Below are 15,889 nucleotides of genomic sequence, written 5' to 3'. Positions count from 1 at the left end.
ACTTCTGACAGAATTGCGCACCGTAAAGGGGGTGTGCGGCATGTCGACAGCCACTGATTCCGATGGGCCGCTGCGGGAGCGCGGCGTTCCCACGTCCGCTCACGATCAGCTCGACAAACTGCTCGCCGAGCTGCGCTTCGGCACGGGGCGCGATCCGCAGATCGGATACGCCGCGGCGGCCGCCGTCAGCGCTTGGCGCAAACCGCCGCGAATCCAGGTGGCCGGACGCGCGCACGCGGGGCGGACCACGGTGCTGCACGCGCTCGCGCTGATGTCGGCGGTGGAGACCGATCCGGTGGACCGGCCCGGGGCGCCCGATCCGGAACTCGACGCCGACATCGTCGTCTACGTGTTGTCGGCCGCGCCGTCGCCCGCGGATCGCAGGGTGCTCGCCACGCTGCCGCCGCAGCGCACGATCGCGGTGTTGAACAAGGCCGACGCGATCGGCTCCCGCTGGAGCGATGCGGTGGCCGCGGCCCAGCAGTACGGCAGGGAACTGCGGATCCCGGTGGTTCCGGTGGTCGCGTCCCTGGCGACCCGCACCCGGACGGGCGCGCTGACCGACGCCGATGTCGACCTGCTGCGCAAGCTCGCCACCGAAGCCGACCCCGCCCTGCTCCTCGCGCCGGACCTGTTCGTCGCACCCGGGCCGGACGCCGCCGAGCGCGAACAGCTGTTGCAGCGCTGGGACCTGTACGGCGTGGCCTGCGCGTGCGCCGCCCTGCGCCACGATCCGGACCTCGCTCCGCAGCAGCTGTCGCAGATCCTGCACGCGGCCACCGGCATCGACGCGCTGCACCAGTTGCTGCACCGCCGCTACGAGCAGGTGTCCGCGCTGCGCGGCGGCGAACTGCTCGACGAGCTGGCCCGCCTCGCCGCGCGCGCGGTCCCGGAGGAGGGCGGCCGCGCGCGCGACCTGCTGGAGTCCTATCTCTACAGCGACGACGCCCTCTGGCTCGGGCTCTGCGCCGGCCTGGCCGGGCCCGACGTGGCCCACTTGGCCGCGGGATACGAGGCGCCCGCGCCCTCCGACGCCGACGACGCGCTGGCCCGAGCGAGCCGCTGGCGCGCCGTCGTCACCAGCGATATGCCGCCGCCCGCCCGCCGCGCCGCGTTGCGCGTGCACAACGGCTACGTTCGACTATGGGAACGGATGAGCAGTGCCGGTCTCTGAGCCCCCGGAGCCGGTGGGTACGTCGTCCGAGGCGGATCCGGCGTCTCTCGTGGGGGTCGATCGAGACCAGATCGTCCGCGCGGGCACGACGGGCCGGGGCGGCGTCGACCTGCCCGCCGACGGCGACGCCGAGCACCCCGACCGCGCGCTCACGCCCGAGCTGGCGGCCGTGGTGGAACGTTGGAATCCGCAGGGTATGGCCCTGCTGCGCGCGATGGACGGGCCCGGTGCCGTCGGGGTCGTCACGGTGATCGGTCCGGACGACGTCAACACGACGTTGTTGCGGACCGAACTCGCGCGGTTCGAACCGCGTGTCACGCTGTCGGAGCCGCGCGCCGACTCGGGCGCGGAGACCGCCGCACCCGCCGGGGCGGTCCCTCCCGCGGTGGCGTTGATCCTGCTCGACGCGGGCTCCATCATCGGCGCGGACGTGCTGGAGGCGATCGCCCGGCTGCGCGCGGACGGCACCCGTCTGCTGCTCGCCATGAACGGCATCCACGCCTATCAGGACTGGCGCGCGGTGCGGGAGCGGAACCTGGAATTGCTCGCCGCGCAGGGCTCCGCCGAGCTGGACATCGTGCCGGTCTCCGCCCGGCTCGCGGCCGCCGCGCGCACCGCGGGCGACACCGGACTGCTCGATCGCTCCGGTCTGGGCGCGCTGCACGCGCAACTCACCGCGGCGGCCGCCGCCGGGGGTGACCGGCGGGGCGCGGTCACCGCACGGGTCTTGGCCGACACCCGTCAGCGGGTGGCCGAGCAGGTGGCGGCGTTGCGCTCCGGCGCCGAACCGGCGCGGCTGCGCGAGGAACGTGCCATCCTCCTGGCCGGTCGTGACGGTGGACGCGCCACCGCCATGTCGACCTTGCGCGGGCAGCTGCACTTGGCCCGGGTGGATCTGATGACCGAGATCGGTGCGAGCATCCGGGCGCTGCACACCGCGGTGCGCGCCGAACTGGATCGGCTGCGTCCCGCGGAACTCGCCGATTACCCCGCGCGGTTACAGCAGGCCGTCACCGAGATGACCGGCGCGCTCGACCACGTCATCGACCTGCGACTGGCCGAACTGAGCGCCCGGATCGAGCGCACGAACGACGCGCCGACGCGCAGGCGCGACCCGGCCCCTCGGGTCGGCCCGGATCCCGAGCCCCGCCATAAAGGTGTCGAAGATCACCTTATGGTCGCGCTCGGCGCGTCGGCCGGTGTCGGCCTGGGTCGCTTGCTGGTTGCTCCGTTCTCGCTGGTACCGGCCCTGGACGTGGCGAGTGTGCCGGTCACGCTGCTGCTCGGCGGCGGCGCTGCGGCATGGGTGGTCCGTGCCCGCAGGCAGCTGGCCGATCGAGCGCATATCCGGCAATGGATCGCCGACGCGTTGGTCAATGTAAAAGCCCAGCTCGAGCAGCGGGTGGCGACCGCGCTCGTGGAAGCGGAAGCTGTTTTGGCAGATCACGTGGTCCGAGCAAGCACCGCGCGAATGATCGAGACGGATCGCCGGGTGGCCCGGTTGGAGACCGACTTGCGCCGGATGGCGGCCGAGCAGCCGGGACAGCTCGCCGCATGCGAGCGCGATGTCGGGATCCTCGATCGATGGATCTCGCCTGTTGAAACGAACGACCGATTGGGTACACAGTGAGGAACCCGATACCGTACCGGCCGTCACATCGCGTTAACCTCTATTCAGGAACTTGGGCGTCCGCTAAGTCCTGATCTGCCGCCCTCCTGGGTGCGCGTTCGACCGGTCGGAGCGGGCGCCTTCCCGCCAACGGTGGCGCTCGGTGCATTCGCGCTGGTCATGGGCCTAGGGCCAGGCGGCGAAGTAGCGAGTAGCCGCCCATCTCAGGAGAGTTTTCATGACGTCAGCGACCATTCCTGGTCTTCGTGGATCCGACGGCAAGGCGCCGACCGAGCACAGCGAACTACTCGCCTGGGTACAAGAAGTCGCCGAACTCACCCAGCCGGATCGTGTGGTCTGGGCGGACGGCTCCGACGAAGAATGGGAGCGGCTGACCGAGCAGCTCGTGGCAGCGGGGACGTTCAAGCGGCTGGACGAGAAGAAGAAGCCGAACTCCTTCCTCGCCCTCTCCGATCCCTCGGACGTGGCCCGGGTGGAGTCCCGCACGTTCATCTGTTCGAAGTCCGAAGCCGACGCGGGCCCCACCAACAACTGGGTCGACCCCGCCGAGATGCGCGCCACGATGACCGAGCTGTACCGCGGCTCGATGAAGGGCCGCACCATGTACGTGGTGCCGTTCTGCATGGGTCCGCTGGGCGCGGATGACCCGAAGCTCGGCGTCGAGATCACCGACTCCGAGTACGTCGTGGTGTCGATGCGCGTGATGACCCGCATGGGCGCCGCCGCCCTGGAGAAGCTGGGCGCCGACCGTCCGTTCGTGAAGGCGCTGCACTCCGTGGGCGCGCCGCTGGCCGATGGCCAGGCCGACGTGCCGTGGCCGTGCAACGACACCAAGTACATCACCCACTTCCCCGAGGACCGGGAGATCTGGAGCTACGGCTCCGGCTACGGCGGCAACGCGCTGCTCGGCAAGAAGTGCTACTCGCTGCGGATCGCCTCGGCGATGGCCCACGACGAGGGCTGGCTGGCCGAGCACATGCTGATCCTCAAGCTGATCTCCCCGGAGAACAAGGCGTACTACATCGCCGCCGCGTTCCCGAGCGCCTGTGGCAAGACAAACCTCGCGATGATCCAGCCGACCGTGCCGGGCTGGCGCGCGGAGACCCTGGGCGACGACATCGCCTGGATGCGCTTCGGCAAGGACGGCCGCCTCTACGCGGTGAACCCCGAGTACGGCTTCTTCGGCGTCGCGCCGGGCACCAACCGCAGCTCGAACCCGAACGCCATGGCCACCATGGAGGCGGGCAACACGGTCTACACCAACGTCGCGCAGACCGACAACGGCGACGTGTGGTGGGAGGGCCTGGAAGGCGAGCCCGATCACCTGATCGACTGGAAGGGCAACGACTGGTACCTGCGGGAGACCGAGACGCTGGCGGCCCACCCGAACTCGCGCTACTGCACGCCGATGGCGCAGTGCCCGATCCTGGCGCCCGAGTGGGACGACCCCCAGGGCGTGCCGATCTCCGCGATCCTGTTCGGTGGCCGCCGCAAGACCACCGTTCCGCTGGTCACCGAGTCCTTCGACTGGCAGCACGGTGTGTTCATGGGCGCGACGCTGTCCTCCGAGCAGACCGCGGCCGCCGAGGGCAAGGTGGGCACCGTCCGCCGCGACCCGATGGCCATGCTCCCGTTCCTGGGCTACCACGTCGGCGACTACCTGGGCCACTGGATCAACCTCGGCAAGAACGCCGACGCCGCCAAGCTGCCGAAGATCTTCTACGTCAACTGGTTCCGTCGCGGCGACGACGGCCGCTTCCTGTGGCCCGGCTTCGGCGAGAACTCCCGCGTGCTGGAGTGGATCGTCGGCCGCATCGAAGGTTCCGCCGAGGCCGAGGCGACCGCGATCGGTAACGTGCCGACCGCCACGCAGCTCGACCTGGACGGGCTGGACGTCGACCCCGAGGACGTCGACGAGGCGCTCGCGGTGAACGCCGAGGAGTGGCGCAAGGAGATCCCGCTGATCGAAGAGTGGTTCGAGTTCGTCGGTGACAAGCTGCCTTCCGGCGTGCGCGACGAGTTCGAGGCGCTCAAGGAGCGTCTGGGCTGACACTCCACCCAAAGTAGCACCTCGCCCGCACCATCTGTCGGATGGTGCGGGCGATTTGTTCTGCGCGACAAACGTTTTGCCGACCGGACGCCGAATCGTTCGAGCAGCGGCGCTATTCGGGGAACGGCGACATCCGGATCATGGCCAGGAAGCCGGCGCGGTTGAGCCAGCGGATCCGGCCGGTCGGCATCGCCTTCGCCTCCGCTCGGAACGCCGCGACGACGTGCCGCTTGAACTCCAGCCGCGGATGACGTCGCAGCAGTTCGGCGACCCAGACCCGGTCCAGCTCGGCCAGCCGTGTTCCGAGCACGTCCACCGAGGCTCCCGCGGAGACGAAGCCGCCGGGGTCACCGAGATCGTCGGCAACGCCGGGTGTGATGTGGGTGGCGATGGCCGCGCCGATCGCGTCGGCCCGTTCCGGCGTAGCGCCCGCGCCGAGTGCGACGGCGGCGGCCCGCTCTCCGCCTGCTACCGCGAAACACCTTCCGGGCGTGGGATGTTCGAGCTTCAGATCGTGCAGCAGGCAGGAGACGTAGACGAGTTCGTCGTCATGGGCGGCGCCGTCGAGGTCGGCCAGGACCCGCCCGAAGTAGTAGGTCCGCAGCGAATGGTTCAGTACGTGCGGAGAAAGCGCTTCACGCGCCTCGGTCTCCGCCGCGACGGCGAGCTTCGAATCCGGCAGCCGCAGCCCGGCGAACTCCAGCTTCCCGCGTCCCCGCCGCCCCAGCGCGATCCGGACCCGGTTGGGCACCATGGCGGGCAGCGTGCGGGCGGTCGCGACGGCCAACCCGCGGCGTTGCTCCTTCGACAACGCGCCCCCGGTGCGGGTGGCCCATGCCCAATCGAGGCCCGTCGGTCCGGCCACTTCGCCCTCCTTCTCCTCGGTACTCGGTGTGCACTCGAGTCAAGTGTGCGATGGGATTCCCGACGAGTGGCGGAAATGACAGTGATACTCGGATTCGTGCCAAACTGGGAGTGATGAAGCGAGTGGTGGCCCTCGCGCTGGACGGCGTGATGGCCTTCGATCTGGCCTGCGCCGTTCAAGCGTTCCGGCACGGGCCCGGGAAGACCGGCGAGCCGTCCGGGTTCGAGATGCGCACCTGTGGGGTGCGGCCTGGGCCGGTGTGGACGCCCAATGGCTTCGAGCTGCGGGTGGAGCACGGGCTGGAGGCGCTGGAGGAGGCGGATGTCGTCGTCGTGCCGGGGATCGGGATTCCGACGCTTCCGACCCCGCCGAAGGCGCTGATCGCCTTGCGGAGCGCGGCGGCGCGGGGCGCGACGATGGTGAGCGTTTGCGTCGGGGCGTTCGTCCTCGCCGAGGCCGGGCTATTGGACGGACGACCGGCGACCACGCACTGGGCCTACTGCGGCGAGTTCGCCGAGCTGTATCCGGCGGTGAAACTGGACCCGACGGCGCTGTATGTGGATGACGGTGACGTGCTGACCTCCGCCGGGCTGTCGGCGGGTTTCGACCTGTGCCTGCACCTCGTCCGCCGCGAGCTGGGCGCGCATGCGGCGGCGGAGCTGGCCAGGTGGAATGTGACCGCCCCGCATCGAGAGGGCGGGCAGGCGCAGTACGTTCCGGATCGGCCGGGCGCGGCCGCCCGCGATGGCGGTCTCGCCGCCACCCTGGCCTGGGCGGTCGCCGAACCCGCTGCGGCGGTGGATGTCTCGGCGCTGGCCGCGCACGCGTTGATGAGCGAACGTACCTTCATCCGTCGCTTCAAGGCGGAAGTGGGGACCACCCCGCGGCGGTGGCTGGACGCCCAGCGCACCGCGCGTGCCCGCGAACTTCTGGAAACTACGCGTTTGCCAGTGGAAGTCGTCGCGGCCAAGGCCGGTTTCGGCAGCGTCACCGCACTGCGCGTGCATCTGCGAGCGGCGACGGGCGCCACACCCGCTGCGTATCGCCGATCCCTGGGCCGGTGAACGCGGCTGGACAGTTGTCCACCAGGGCGAATGTCATTGTGGAGCAGGTCTTTCGATGGCCGTGACCGAGGTGTGGCCCGAGGGGTCGCGCAAGAGAGTGCCGGTGGCGAGCGAGGATTCGCGAATTTTCCACGGCTGAACGGGTTTAGCCCTGGGTGGATCGGGGTAATGATCTTATTGAGAGATTTCGTGTACTCGTGATTTATGCTTGGCGTGTTCTACCTTCCCCATCACACAGTCGGATTACCAACGGTTAACTGATCGACTGAACTACTTCCCTACCGACATCGGACCCGCGATGCCCGCGGCGTACGGCGAGATCGACGCGAGAGGTGGTTGGAGCATGGCCGATCTGGAGACGGCGACGTCCCTTGCCCCCATGGTTGCCGGATTCGAGTCGGCGACCGCGAGCACTCCGCTGCGCCGGGCCGCGGGGCGGCTGCTGGCGGTGCTGCCGCCAGGGTGGAGCGTCGAAGTCGTCGACGCGCCACCCGGGCGTTACGGCAACCGTGCGCCGCTGCTGCGGGTGGTCATGCCGCCCGACTGACTACCCGGTCCAGCCGAGTGGCATGAGCAGCGATTTCTGCTCGCAGAACGCATCGAGACCCTCCGGGCCGTTCTCGCGTCCGAGCCCGGAGGACTTGTAGCCGCCGAACGGCGAAGTCGGGTCGAAGGCGTACCAGTTGATCGCGTAGGTGCCGGTGCGCACGCGCGCCGCGATCTCGGCTCCGTGCTCGATGTCGGTCGTCCACACCGAGCCCGCGAGGCCGTAGACCGAGTCGTTGGCGATGGCGACGGCCTCGTCCTCGGTCTCGTACGGGATGACCGACAGCACCGGCCCGAAGATCTCCTCCTGGGCGATGGTCGACTTGTTGTCCACGTCGGCGAAGATCGTCGGCTCGACGAACCAGCCCCGGTCCAGCCCCTCCGGGCGGCCCCCGCCGAGCACGAGTCGCGCGCCCTCGGTCTTGCCCTCGGCGATGTAGCCCTCGACCCGGTCGCGCTGGCGCTCGGAGATCAGTGGGCCGAGCAGCACGCTCGGGTCGTTCGGGTCGCCCACCTTCATCGTCTTCACATGGTCGACCAGCGCGTCGAGGATCTCGTCGTACCGGCTGCGCGGGGCGAGGATGCGGGTCTGCGCGACACAGCCCTGACCGCTGTTCATCAGGCCGGAGAACGCGAGCACCGGGATATTGGCCGCGAGGTCCATGTCGGGCAACAGGATCGCCGCCGACTTGCCGCCGAGTTCGAGCGAGACGCTCTTGAGCTGACCGGTGGCGATGGCCCCGATCTTCCGGCCGACGGCGGTGCTTCCGGTGAAGGTCACCTTGTCCACGCCGGGATGTGAGACGAGGTACTCGGCCGCGTCGGGCTCGGCGGGCAGCACCGACAGCACGCCTTCGGGCAACCCGGCCTCGGTGAAGATGTCGGCGACCATGTTGGCCGTGATCGGCGTCAACGGGGCGGGCTTAAGCACCACGGTGCAACCGGCCAGCAGGGCCGGTGCGAGCTTGTTGACCGCGAGGAACAGCGGGACGTTCCACGCGGTGACCGCCGCGACGACACCGCGCGGCTCGCGGGTGACCCGCGTGGTGCCGAACCCGCCGACCCGGGTCTCCCGCCAGGGGAAGGACTCGGCCAGGGCGGCGTAGGCGTCCAGCGCGGCGACCGCGGGGATTTGATTCAGCGTCATCGCCATCATCTGCGGCACGCCGACCTCGGCGGTCAGCGCGGCGAGCAGGTCCGCGGAGCGCTGCTCGATCAGCCGGGCCGCGCGGGTGAGCACCTCCGCGCGCTCCTTCGGCGGTGTCGCGGGCCACGGGCCGTGGTCGAAAGCGTGCCTTGCCGCGGTGACCGCGGCGTCGACGTCGGCCCGGCTCACCGCCGGGACGCTGCCCACCGGCTCGACCGTGGCCGGCGAGATGACCTGGATGCGCTCGGCGGTGGCTGGCGCGGTCCAGCGGCCGCCGATGAACAAGCTGTCGTAATGCATGAGAACACGTTACAGTTTTGCGCTGCCATTGTCTGTAACCTGTTCCAGTTTTGCGCCATGGCAGCGCTCTGGCCAGTGTGAATCCCGACCTCTCGGTTCGCTTTTTGCAGAACGCACTATTGCGTTCTGTTGCTGTACGGGGGATGCTGTATCGACATATCAGCTCGCTCCATTACCGAACCGTTACCGCAAACTGGGGAGTCCGAGTCATGGCGGTGCAAGTGATCGGCCGGTCGCTGATGACCAGCGATCAAACCGAGCATCAGGCGAAGTGTGTCGGCCACGGCGGGTGGGTGGTCTCCTTCCTACCCGGCCGTACCCTGACGATCGAGCAGGCGACCGCGGCTATGCAGGCCGCGGAGGCGGTCGCCGCCGTAGGGATGCTGGCCGATCTGGTCGGCCTCACCACGCTCGAGACCGTCGGACTGGCCATGCGGGAATCGCCGTGGAGTGAGCCCGTGCACGCGCCCTGCGGTAAGCGGCACTGGCGCCGCGGGTGGCTGGAGGCTTAGCTCCGCTAACTTTTGGTTGCCACCACGACCAGATTGCTCACAAGTAACTCACGCACCATCGGCACCCGGACCAACCACCACGCCCACCGGGGGTGGTAACGCGGGAAGACGGTGTGCACCTCCGCCGGAGTGCCTGCCGCCCAGCGCAATCCGTCCGCGGCCCGCACCGCGAACAGCGAGGTGCCGAACCTGTTCTTGGGTTCGCGCCCGTGCTTGCGCCGGTACCGGCGCGCGGCGTACTCACCACCGAGGTAGTGCCAGGGTCCGGTCTCGTGCCCACCGAACGGGCCGTGCCACACCGTGTAGGAGAGCACGATCAACCCGCCGGGCCTGGTCACCCGCACCATCTCGTCGGCCATCACCCACGGCTTCGAAACGTGCTCGGCGACGTTCGACGAGAAACAGATGTCGACGGCGTCGTCACGGAACGGCAGCGCCATCCCGGATCCGCGGACCGCGCCCGCCACCGAGAGCCCCGCGGCGTGCATCTCCGTCGGGTCGGGCTCCACCGGGATGTAGCTCGCCCCCGTGCGGGCGAACTCGTCGGCGAAGTAGCCCGGCCCTCCGCCCACGTCGAGGATTGTCGCACCGTCCAGCGACCGGCCGGTGAGGTCGGAGTAGAAGTCGGCGATCATCGCCGAGGTGTCGGCGGCCAGGCCCCCGTAGAACAGCGCCGGATCGGTCTGCTCGAACCGAAAACTACCGAGCAGCCGCAGCGACCGGCGCAGGGTCGCCCGGCGGGCGAACCGGGGCGAGTCGCTGCGCGTCGGCATCGTTTCGGCTTCGAGCACGGCGCCGAGTCTCGCACAACCCCGATGCTCGGCATCTCGGGCGGGTGCTCAGGTTAGGGTGTAGCGCGACATCCTACGTTCCCCCCTACCGACCGAGAGAAGCTCCACCGTGCGCGAAGTCCTCCTGCTCTGCTGGCGTGACACCGGGCACCCGCAGGGCGGCGGCAGCGAGCGGTACCTCGAGCAGGTCGGCGCGCAGCTCGCGGCACGCGGGGTCAAGGTCACCCTGCGCACCGCCCGCTACCCGGGAGCGCCGCGGCGGGAACGCCTCGACGGCATCGATATCAGCCGCGCGGGCGGCCGCTACACGGTGTATCCGCGAGCGCTCGCCGCGCTGCTGCTCGGCAGGATCGGTCTCGGCCCTTTGCGCGGCCTGCGGCCGGACGCGGTGATCGACACCCAGAACGGCATCCCGTTCTTCGCCACCGCCGTCACCACCGCGCCGTCGGTGGTGCTCGTGCACCACGGCCACCGTGAACAGTGGCCGGTGGCGGGCCGGCTGGTCGGCCGCATCGGCTGGTGGATCGAATCGCGGCTGTCTCCGCGCGTGCACCGGCACAACCAATATCTGACCGTTTCGCTCCCGTCGGCGGAGGAGTTGGCCACGCTCGGTGTGGACCGCACGCGAATCGCGGTGGTCCGCAACGGAGCTGAACCTGTTCCAGTCGACGCGCCCACCGGCGCCGCGGAAACCCGTACTCCCGCACCCACTGTCGTGGTGCTCTCCCGTCTGGTGCCGCACAAGCAGATCGAGGACGCGCTCGCGGCCGTGGCCCGGCTGCGCGACCGCGTTCCCGGCCTGCGCATGGACGTGATCGGCGACGGCTGGTGGGCGGACAACCTGCGGGACAACGCCCGTGAACTCGGCATCGCCGACGCCGTCACCTTCCACGGGCACGTGGACGAGCGCCGCAAGCACGAACTCCTCGCCCGCGCATGGGTGCATGTGCTGCCGTCCCGCAAAGAAGGGTGGGGGCTCGCGGTGATCGAAGCCGCCCAGCACGGCGTGCCGACGGTCGGCTACCGGAGTTCGCGCGGACTCACCGATTCCATCGTCGACGGCGCCACCGGAATCCTGGTCGACGACGTCGCCCAGTTGGCCGATGCCATCGGTGATCTGCTGGAAGACCCCGGTGCGCGCACGGTGATGGGTGAGAAGGCCCGCGCTCGCGCTCGCGAATTCTCCTGGGAACAGACCGGGAACGGTGTGTACGAAGTGCTGGCCGCGGCAGCTAGAGGCGAGCACACGAGCGGGTTGCTCGCCCCCCGGACGGTCTGACGCCCTGTAGCGCGTCCACCACCTCGGCGAGTTCGGTGATTCCGTCATCGGCCAGGAAGTGGCCTGCGCCGGGTACCGCTCGAGCTGTGACGCCGAGGAGGCCGGCCAGGCGATCGGTATGCGTGGTGGGGACCAACTCGTCCTCGTCGGAGCGGAAAATGGTCAGGTGGTCCAGGTGTTCGGGGATCGCGCTCACGTCGCAGCCGGATTCGATGTAGGCGTCCAGCTCGGGCAGGGCCGGGAGCGGATCGAGGAAACCCGCGACCAGTATCAGGTGGCCGAGACGCCATTCGCCCGGAAGTGCCGCGAGGTAGCGCAGCACGGTGAGGCAGCCGAGGCTGTGGGCGATCACCGCGGTGCCCTTGTCGGGCGTGCCGACGGCTTTGGCGGTGGCGGCGAGCCAGGCGACCCGATCAGGATCGTCGGCGCCGGGGAGGGCGGGCACATATGTCGGGGTGCCCGCGGCGTCCAGGCGGTCGGCGAGCCAGGGAAACCAGTGGTCGTCGGGCGTGGCGCGGTAGCCGTGGATGACGACGGCGCGGGCGTGCGTTGGTTGTGAGGTCACGGCAATCGACGGTATGGGCTCACGCCGGCGTGAAGGTCAAGGCAAGGAGGTTATGTGCTCATCGGGGAACTCGCGAAGCGTGCCGGGGTGAGTGCGCGCGCTCTGCGGCATTACGAGGAGAAAGGGCTGCTGGCGCCGAGGCGCGACGCGAACGGGTACCGGCACTACGACGAGTCCGCCGTCGCCACGGTGGCGCAACTCCAGATCATGCTGGCGGCCGGGCTGAACGCCGCGACCATCCGGCGATACCTGGATTGTGTGCGTACCGGCGAGCACGACGTCATCCTCGATATGTGCCCTGAGCTGCGGAAAGAACTCGACAGCCTGGCCGCGCGACTGGCCGCGCGGCAGGCGGCGGTGGAGTCGACGCGGCGCCGGCTGGATGCGCTCTACGCCGGGGCGGTCACCACTCGATCGGGCCCCGGGAAGCCTGTGGCAGACGCGACGGCAGCCGCTGGACGCGGCGGCATGGGGTGAGCGGTCGTCGCTCGAGCAGCTGAAGCGTGCGGCGGGCGGTGTGCGTCACGTCCGCGGTCTCCGGCGGAATCGTGCGCGTATGCCGAGAGCGGCGAGCGGGCCCGCAACGAGCAGCGCTCCCCAGAGTAGGTGGGCCGCTGCGGCGGTCCAGCGGTGCGCGGTCGTCGATCGACCGTGTTCGACGACGCCGGGCACGCGATACAGTGCCAGGTCAGCGTCCTCGTAGACCCGTTCCAGCGAGGCGAGGGTCGAAGCCGATCCGCCGAGCGGCCCGAGCGTGGTTCGTTCGACGAGGACCCAGCCCACGCCGAGGCGAGCCGGCTCCGCGGCCGAACCGCCGTGCAGCAGCGCGGCTTCCACTTCCCTGGCGCGGGCGCCTTCGCCGGACACCGTGCGTCCCCGCACGGGCAGTTCGCCGGTCTGCAGGACATCCTCGGGCAGCATGCGCGGCGCCGGGTCCAGCACGGGTGCGCGGCCGCTGTAGCGGAACTTGCGGAACATCCCGCCAGGTAGCACCGCAACGTCGCCGGGACCGTCGATCCGCGCGGCGACCAGCTGCCAACCGGCGGGGTAGTGCACCGGGCGAACAGCTCCACCGACGCCCCATGCGAGGTCGTACAACGGCAAGACCAGAAGCGCGACGAATACCGCAGCGGCCGTGGATGTCACGGCGGGGTGCGCCCTCGCGCGCCGGCCCGCCGAGGCGCGCCGGAATACGGACGAAAGACGCCGGGCCGTCACCGCGCATCCAGCCGCCGCGCACAGGGCGTATGCGGGCATGGCCAGGGCCACGTACTTCTGGGTGTCCCGCAGCAGGCCCGCGCCGGGCACGTGGGCGACCAGCCACTCCATGGCTGCCATGCCTCCCGCCGTCGCGCCGAGCGCCGGAAACAGGAGCGCGCCGGCGGCGAGCAGCAGCAATGCGCGGCGGGCGCGCCGATTGTCCGGATCGGCGCCACCGGTGGCCACGGCGCGCAGACCCAGCGCGACGATCGCCAGCAGCGCCGCGGTGCCGATCGCGGCCAATGGTGTGGTGCGCGAATGGGGCACCGCCTCGGCGTTCCAGATTCCGCCGAGGCCGGCCAGGCTGCCCAGCGTGCCCAGGCCGGGTTCGGCCCGCGCGGCGAAGGCCGCGATGCCCGCTGGATCGGATGGTGCCGCACCTGAGCCCGACAGCACGGTCGCGGCCAGCCATGGCGCCGAGGCGGCGAGCCAGAGGACGAGCGTCCCTGGAAGTTGTCGCCGCTGGACCAAGGCGAACGCTGTCGCGCCCGCCAGCAGCGCCCCGGTCGGGGTGAGCCCGGCCGCGGCGAGCGATCCGGCGAGGGCCGCCCAGGTGGATGCGGTTCGGATGGGCTCGTGCTGTGCCGTCGTGACGCTGGGGCGGTCCGTCCCTCCTTCACCCGCCGCACTGGTCGGTGCGGAGCGGGAAGGCTCGGTCGGATCGGGTGGCGCGACGTCGTCGGGAGTGCCGGAGGACCGTCCGGCCGGTGTCAGAAGGTTGTTCGGGGGGTTCGCCGATGTGTTCGACAGTAGCCGTCGGCGTCGCCGCACGGTGGCTGTCGTTCGGAGGCGGTGCGCGGCCAGCGCCGTCCACGGCAGTGCGGCGTATCCGGCCAGCAGGCTCCAATGCCCTTGCAGCAGGCGCTCGGCCACGTACGGGTTCCACAACGCGACCGTCGCGGCCACCAGTTGCGGGCCGAGCGACGCGCGCAGCAGTTCGCGCGCGAGCGCCGCCGCCCCGTACGCCGCGGCCCACAGCGCGACGACGAGAATCGCTTTGACCAGCAGCCCGCCGTCGACGAACGCCGACAGCACGGCCAGCAGCGCATCCTGCGGCACCGCCCGTGGCGCCGCGTCGCCGAGGCCGAGCGCCGAGTCGGTCGGATAGCTGCGCGGGGTGCTCACCGCGTCGCGTAAGAGCAGATATCCCGGCCCCAGCAAGGGTGCGGTCACCAGCAGCGCCCCGGCCGCGCTGTATCCAGCAGCCACCGCTCGGTCTCGACCGCTCCCATTCACGCCTGAGCACTGTACGTCCCGCTCTCTTCCGTCGCCGAGTCAGCGGGGCTCGCGGGTCGGTGTCCGGGGCTCGGTGGATCGATGCTGGTCGGCGCTGTCCGGCGGCACCTGCACGGAGTTCGGGCGCAGTTCTGGCTTCGCAGCTGCCTGATCCACGGCGAGCAACGTTCGCGCTGCGGCGGGGCGGGACGGGCAACAGCCTGCGCGGGTGGGACGATGGGCCACGTGTCTGCTGTCCGTCGGTTTCCTGTGGTGGCGGATCTGACGTGGGTGACGGCGGGTGCGATGACCGCGAACGTCGCCGGATATCTGTTGCAGCTGCTGGCCGGGCGGTGGCTGGGAGTCACCGGCTACAGCGAGTTCGCGAGTCTGCTCGCCGTGCAGCTGCTGTGCGCGGTTCCGGCGCTGGCGTTGCAGAACGTGGTGGCGAGGGAACTCGTGCGCGGCGCGAGGACGGCTGCGCTGCGCGGGCTCCAGTGGCGGTGCGCGGTGATCGTGGCCTTGGCGGCCGCGGCGCTGGTGCCGCTGGTCGCCGTCACGCTGAACGTGGGGGTGGCCGCCACCGCGGCGGCGCTCGGTGCGGCGCCCGCGCTGGTGCTGTTGTCCGGTGAGCAGGGAATGTTGCAGGGCGGCAGGCGATTTCGGGCGTTGGGAACGGTGCTCGGCGCCGCCGGGATCGCCCGGGTCGCGCCCGCGCTGGTGATCCTCGCGCTCGGCGGCGGCGCGACGCTCGCCCTGTGGGGCGCGGCCTGCGGGGTGGCGGTGGCGGCGCTGCTGGCCAGGATCGTCGCCGGTGCGCCGTCCGCACGCGTCCGCGCCGTGGAGCCGGGTGAGGTCGCCGCGGCTCCCGGCGTGCTGCCGGTGCTGCGGGCCGCCCAGGTGCAGGCGGCGATGATGGCGCTGTCGTCGGCGGATCTCATCGTGGTGCGGATCGTGCTCGACGACGTGGACGCCAGCCGCTACGCACTCGGCACCATCGCCACCAAGATCGCATTCTGGCTGCCGCAGGCGGTCGGTGTCGTGCTCTACCCGCGAATGGCCCAGCCGACGCACTCCGCGAGCGCGATCCGGGCGGCATTGGCGGTGCTCAGCGGGATCGGCCTCGTCGCGGTGCTCGGCGCCGCGCTCGCCGCGCCGCTCGCTCCGCTGCTGGCAGGCGAGGACTACGCCCCGATCCAGGGCTTGCTGTGGGTGTTCGCGCTGCACGGCGCGCTGCTGGCCGTGCTGCAAGGCGCGGTGCTCTCGGCCATCGCCGTGGACCGCACTTCGCTGGCGATGGTCGCCTGGCTGGGGCTGGCCGTCGAAGTCACCCTGATGCTGTCGCTGGCCCGCTCGGTTCCGGCGCTGATCATCACGGCAGTGTCGGTGGCCGCGACCACCACCTTCGTGGTCGCCGTCATCGTTTTGCGCGCGGCAGACCACACGACGCGCCCCGAACCGCTTCGCCCCGTCGGCTGACCCCAGCGCCTA

14 protein-coding genes are annotated in these 15,889 nt (G+C 70.5%); 9 read left to right on the top strand and 5 right to left on the bottom strand.

Translation table 11 applies throughout. The annotated features are described in order from the left end of the window. Positions 1-40 precede the first annotated feature (40 nt). The 3 genes from NG1_RS20200 (at position 41) to NG1_RS20190 (ending at position 4,854) form a co-directional block, all read left to right on the top strand. Positions 41-1,174, top strand: coding sequence for a P-loop NTPase family protein (locus tag NG1_RS20200; protein WP_062973052.1), 1,134 nt, complete (start codon positions 41-43; stop codon positions 1,172-1,174). 49 nt (positions 1,175-1,223) lie between these two features. Then, on the top strand, positions 1,224-2,804 hold the full coding sequence (locus NG1_RS20195; protein ID WP_084499057.1) for a hypothetical protein: 1,581 nt from the start codon (positions 1,224-1,226) through the stop codon (positions 2,802-2,804). 217 nt (positions 2,805-3,021) lie between these two features. After that, the gene (locus NG1_RS20190; protein WP_062973050.1) at positions 3,022-4,854 is read left to right on the top strand and encodes a phosphoenolpyruvate carboxykinase (GTP); all 1,833 of its coding nucleotides are present in this window, start codon (positions 3,022-3,024) and stop codon (positions 4,852-4,854) included. Between the two features lie 112 nt (positions 4,855-4,966). Here the strand turns inward: NG1_RS20190 and NG1_RS20185 are convergent, their stop codons facing one another. Further along, the gene (locus NG1_RS20185; protein ID WP_062973048.1) at positions 4,967-5,719 is read right to left on the bottom strand and encodes an HD domain-containing protein; all 753 of its coding nucleotides are present in this window, start codon (positions 5,717-5,719) and stop codon (positions 4,967-4,969) included. Positions 5,720-5,832: 113 nt separating this feature from the next. Between NG1_RS20185 and NG1_RS20180 the strand changes: the two genes are divergently transcribed. After that, positions 5,833-6,783, top strand: a complete 951-nt coding sequence (locus NG1_RS20180) for a GlxA family transcriptional regulator (RefSeq protein ID WP_157114137.1) — start codon at positions 5,833-5,835, stop codon at positions 6,781-6,783. A 343-nt stretch (positions 6,784-7,126) separates the two neighbouring features. Then, positions 7,127-7,330: a hypothetical protein gene (locus NG1_RS20175; RefSeq protein ID WP_157114136.1), complete on the top strand. Its 204-nt coding sequence runs from the start codon at positions 7,127-7,129 to the stop codon at positions 7,328-7,330. Here NG1_RS20175 and NG1_RS20170 read toward each other — a convergent pair whose 3' ends face one another. Beyond that, on the bottom strand, positions 7,331-8,776 hold the full coding sequence (locus NG1_RS20170; protein ID WP_062973043.1) for an aldehyde dehydrogenase: 1,446 nt from the start codon (positions 8,774-8,776) through the stop codon (positions 7,331-7,333). It abuts the gene before it with no gap. Positions 8,777-8,985: 209 nt separating this feature from the next. Between NG1_RS20170 and NG1_RS20165 the strand changes: the two genes are divergently transcribed. Next, on the top strand, positions 8,986-9,288 hold the full coding sequence (locus tag NG1_RS20165) for a hypothetical protein (RefSeq protein ID WP_040871049.1): 303 nt from the start codon (positions 8,986-8,988) through the stop codon (positions 9,286-9,288). A gap of 5 nt (positions 9,289-9,293) precedes the next feature. Here the strand turns inward: NG1_RS20165 and NG1_RS20160 are convergent, their stop codons facing one another. Beyond that, entirely contained in the window at positions 9,294-10,061 is a 768-nt protein-coding gene (locus NG1_RS20160) for a class I SAM-dependent methyltransferase (protein ID WP_062973135.1), read from the bottom strand. Between the two features lie 127 nt (positions 10,062-10,188). Between NG1_RS20160 and NG1_RS20155 the strand changes: the two genes are divergently transcribed. After that, positions 10,189-11,358, top strand: a complete 1,170-nt coding sequence (locus NG1_RS20155) for a glycosyltransferase family 4 protein (RefSeq protein ID WP_062973040.1) — start codon at positions 10,189-10,191, stop codon at positions 11,356-11,358. Here the strand turns inward: NG1_RS20155 and NG1_RS20150 are convergent. Next, positions 11,312-11,923 (bottom strand): RBBP9/YdeN family alpha/beta hydrolase, encoded by a 612-nt coding sequence (locus NG1_RS20150; protein ID WP_062973038.1) that lies wholly within the window; start codon positions 11,921-11,923, stop codon positions 11,312-11,314. The genes NG1_RS20155 and NG1_RS20150 overlap by 47 nt on opposite strands. Positions 11,924-11,977: 54 nt before the next feature. Between NG1_RS20150 and NG1_RS20145 the strand changes: the two genes are divergently transcribed. Then, on the top strand, positions 11,978-12,400 hold the full coding sequence (locus NG1_RS20145) for a MerR family DNA-binding transcriptional regulator (RefSeq protein ID WP_062973036.1): 423 nt from the start codon (positions 11,978-11,980) through the stop codon (positions 12,398-12,400). Between the two features lie 45 nt (positions 12,401-12,445). Here the strand turns inward: NG1_RS20145 and NG1_RS38415 are convergent, their stop codons facing one another. After that, complete coding sequence (locus NG1_RS38415) at positions 12,446-14,392, bottom strand: MmpA family trehalose lipid delivery protein (RefSeq protein ID WP_063910382.1); 1,947 nt, start codon at positions 14,390-14,392, stop codon at positions 12,446-12,448. 312 nt (positions 14,393-14,704) lie between these two features. Here NG1_RS38415 and NG1_RS20135 point away from each other — a divergent pair, with 312 nt between their 5' ends. Then, positions 14,705-15,877 carry a polysaccharide biosynthesis protein gene (locus NG1_RS20135; protein WP_245659969.1) on the top strand — a complete coding sequence of 391 codons (1,173 nt, stop codon included), beginning with the start codon at positions 14,705-14,707 and terminating at the stop codon, positions 15,875-15,877. Positions 15,878-15,889 lie beyond the last annotated feature (12 nt).

The organism is Nocardia gamkensis NBRC 108242 (assembly GCF_001612985.1).
Taxonomy (GTDB): Bacteria; Actinomycetota; Actinomycetes; order Mycobacteriales; family Mycobacteriaceae; genus Nocardia; species Nocardia gamkensis.
The sequence above is the reverse complement of the archived record's forward strand: the minus strand, read 5'-3'. Positions and strand labels throughout refer to the sequence as shown.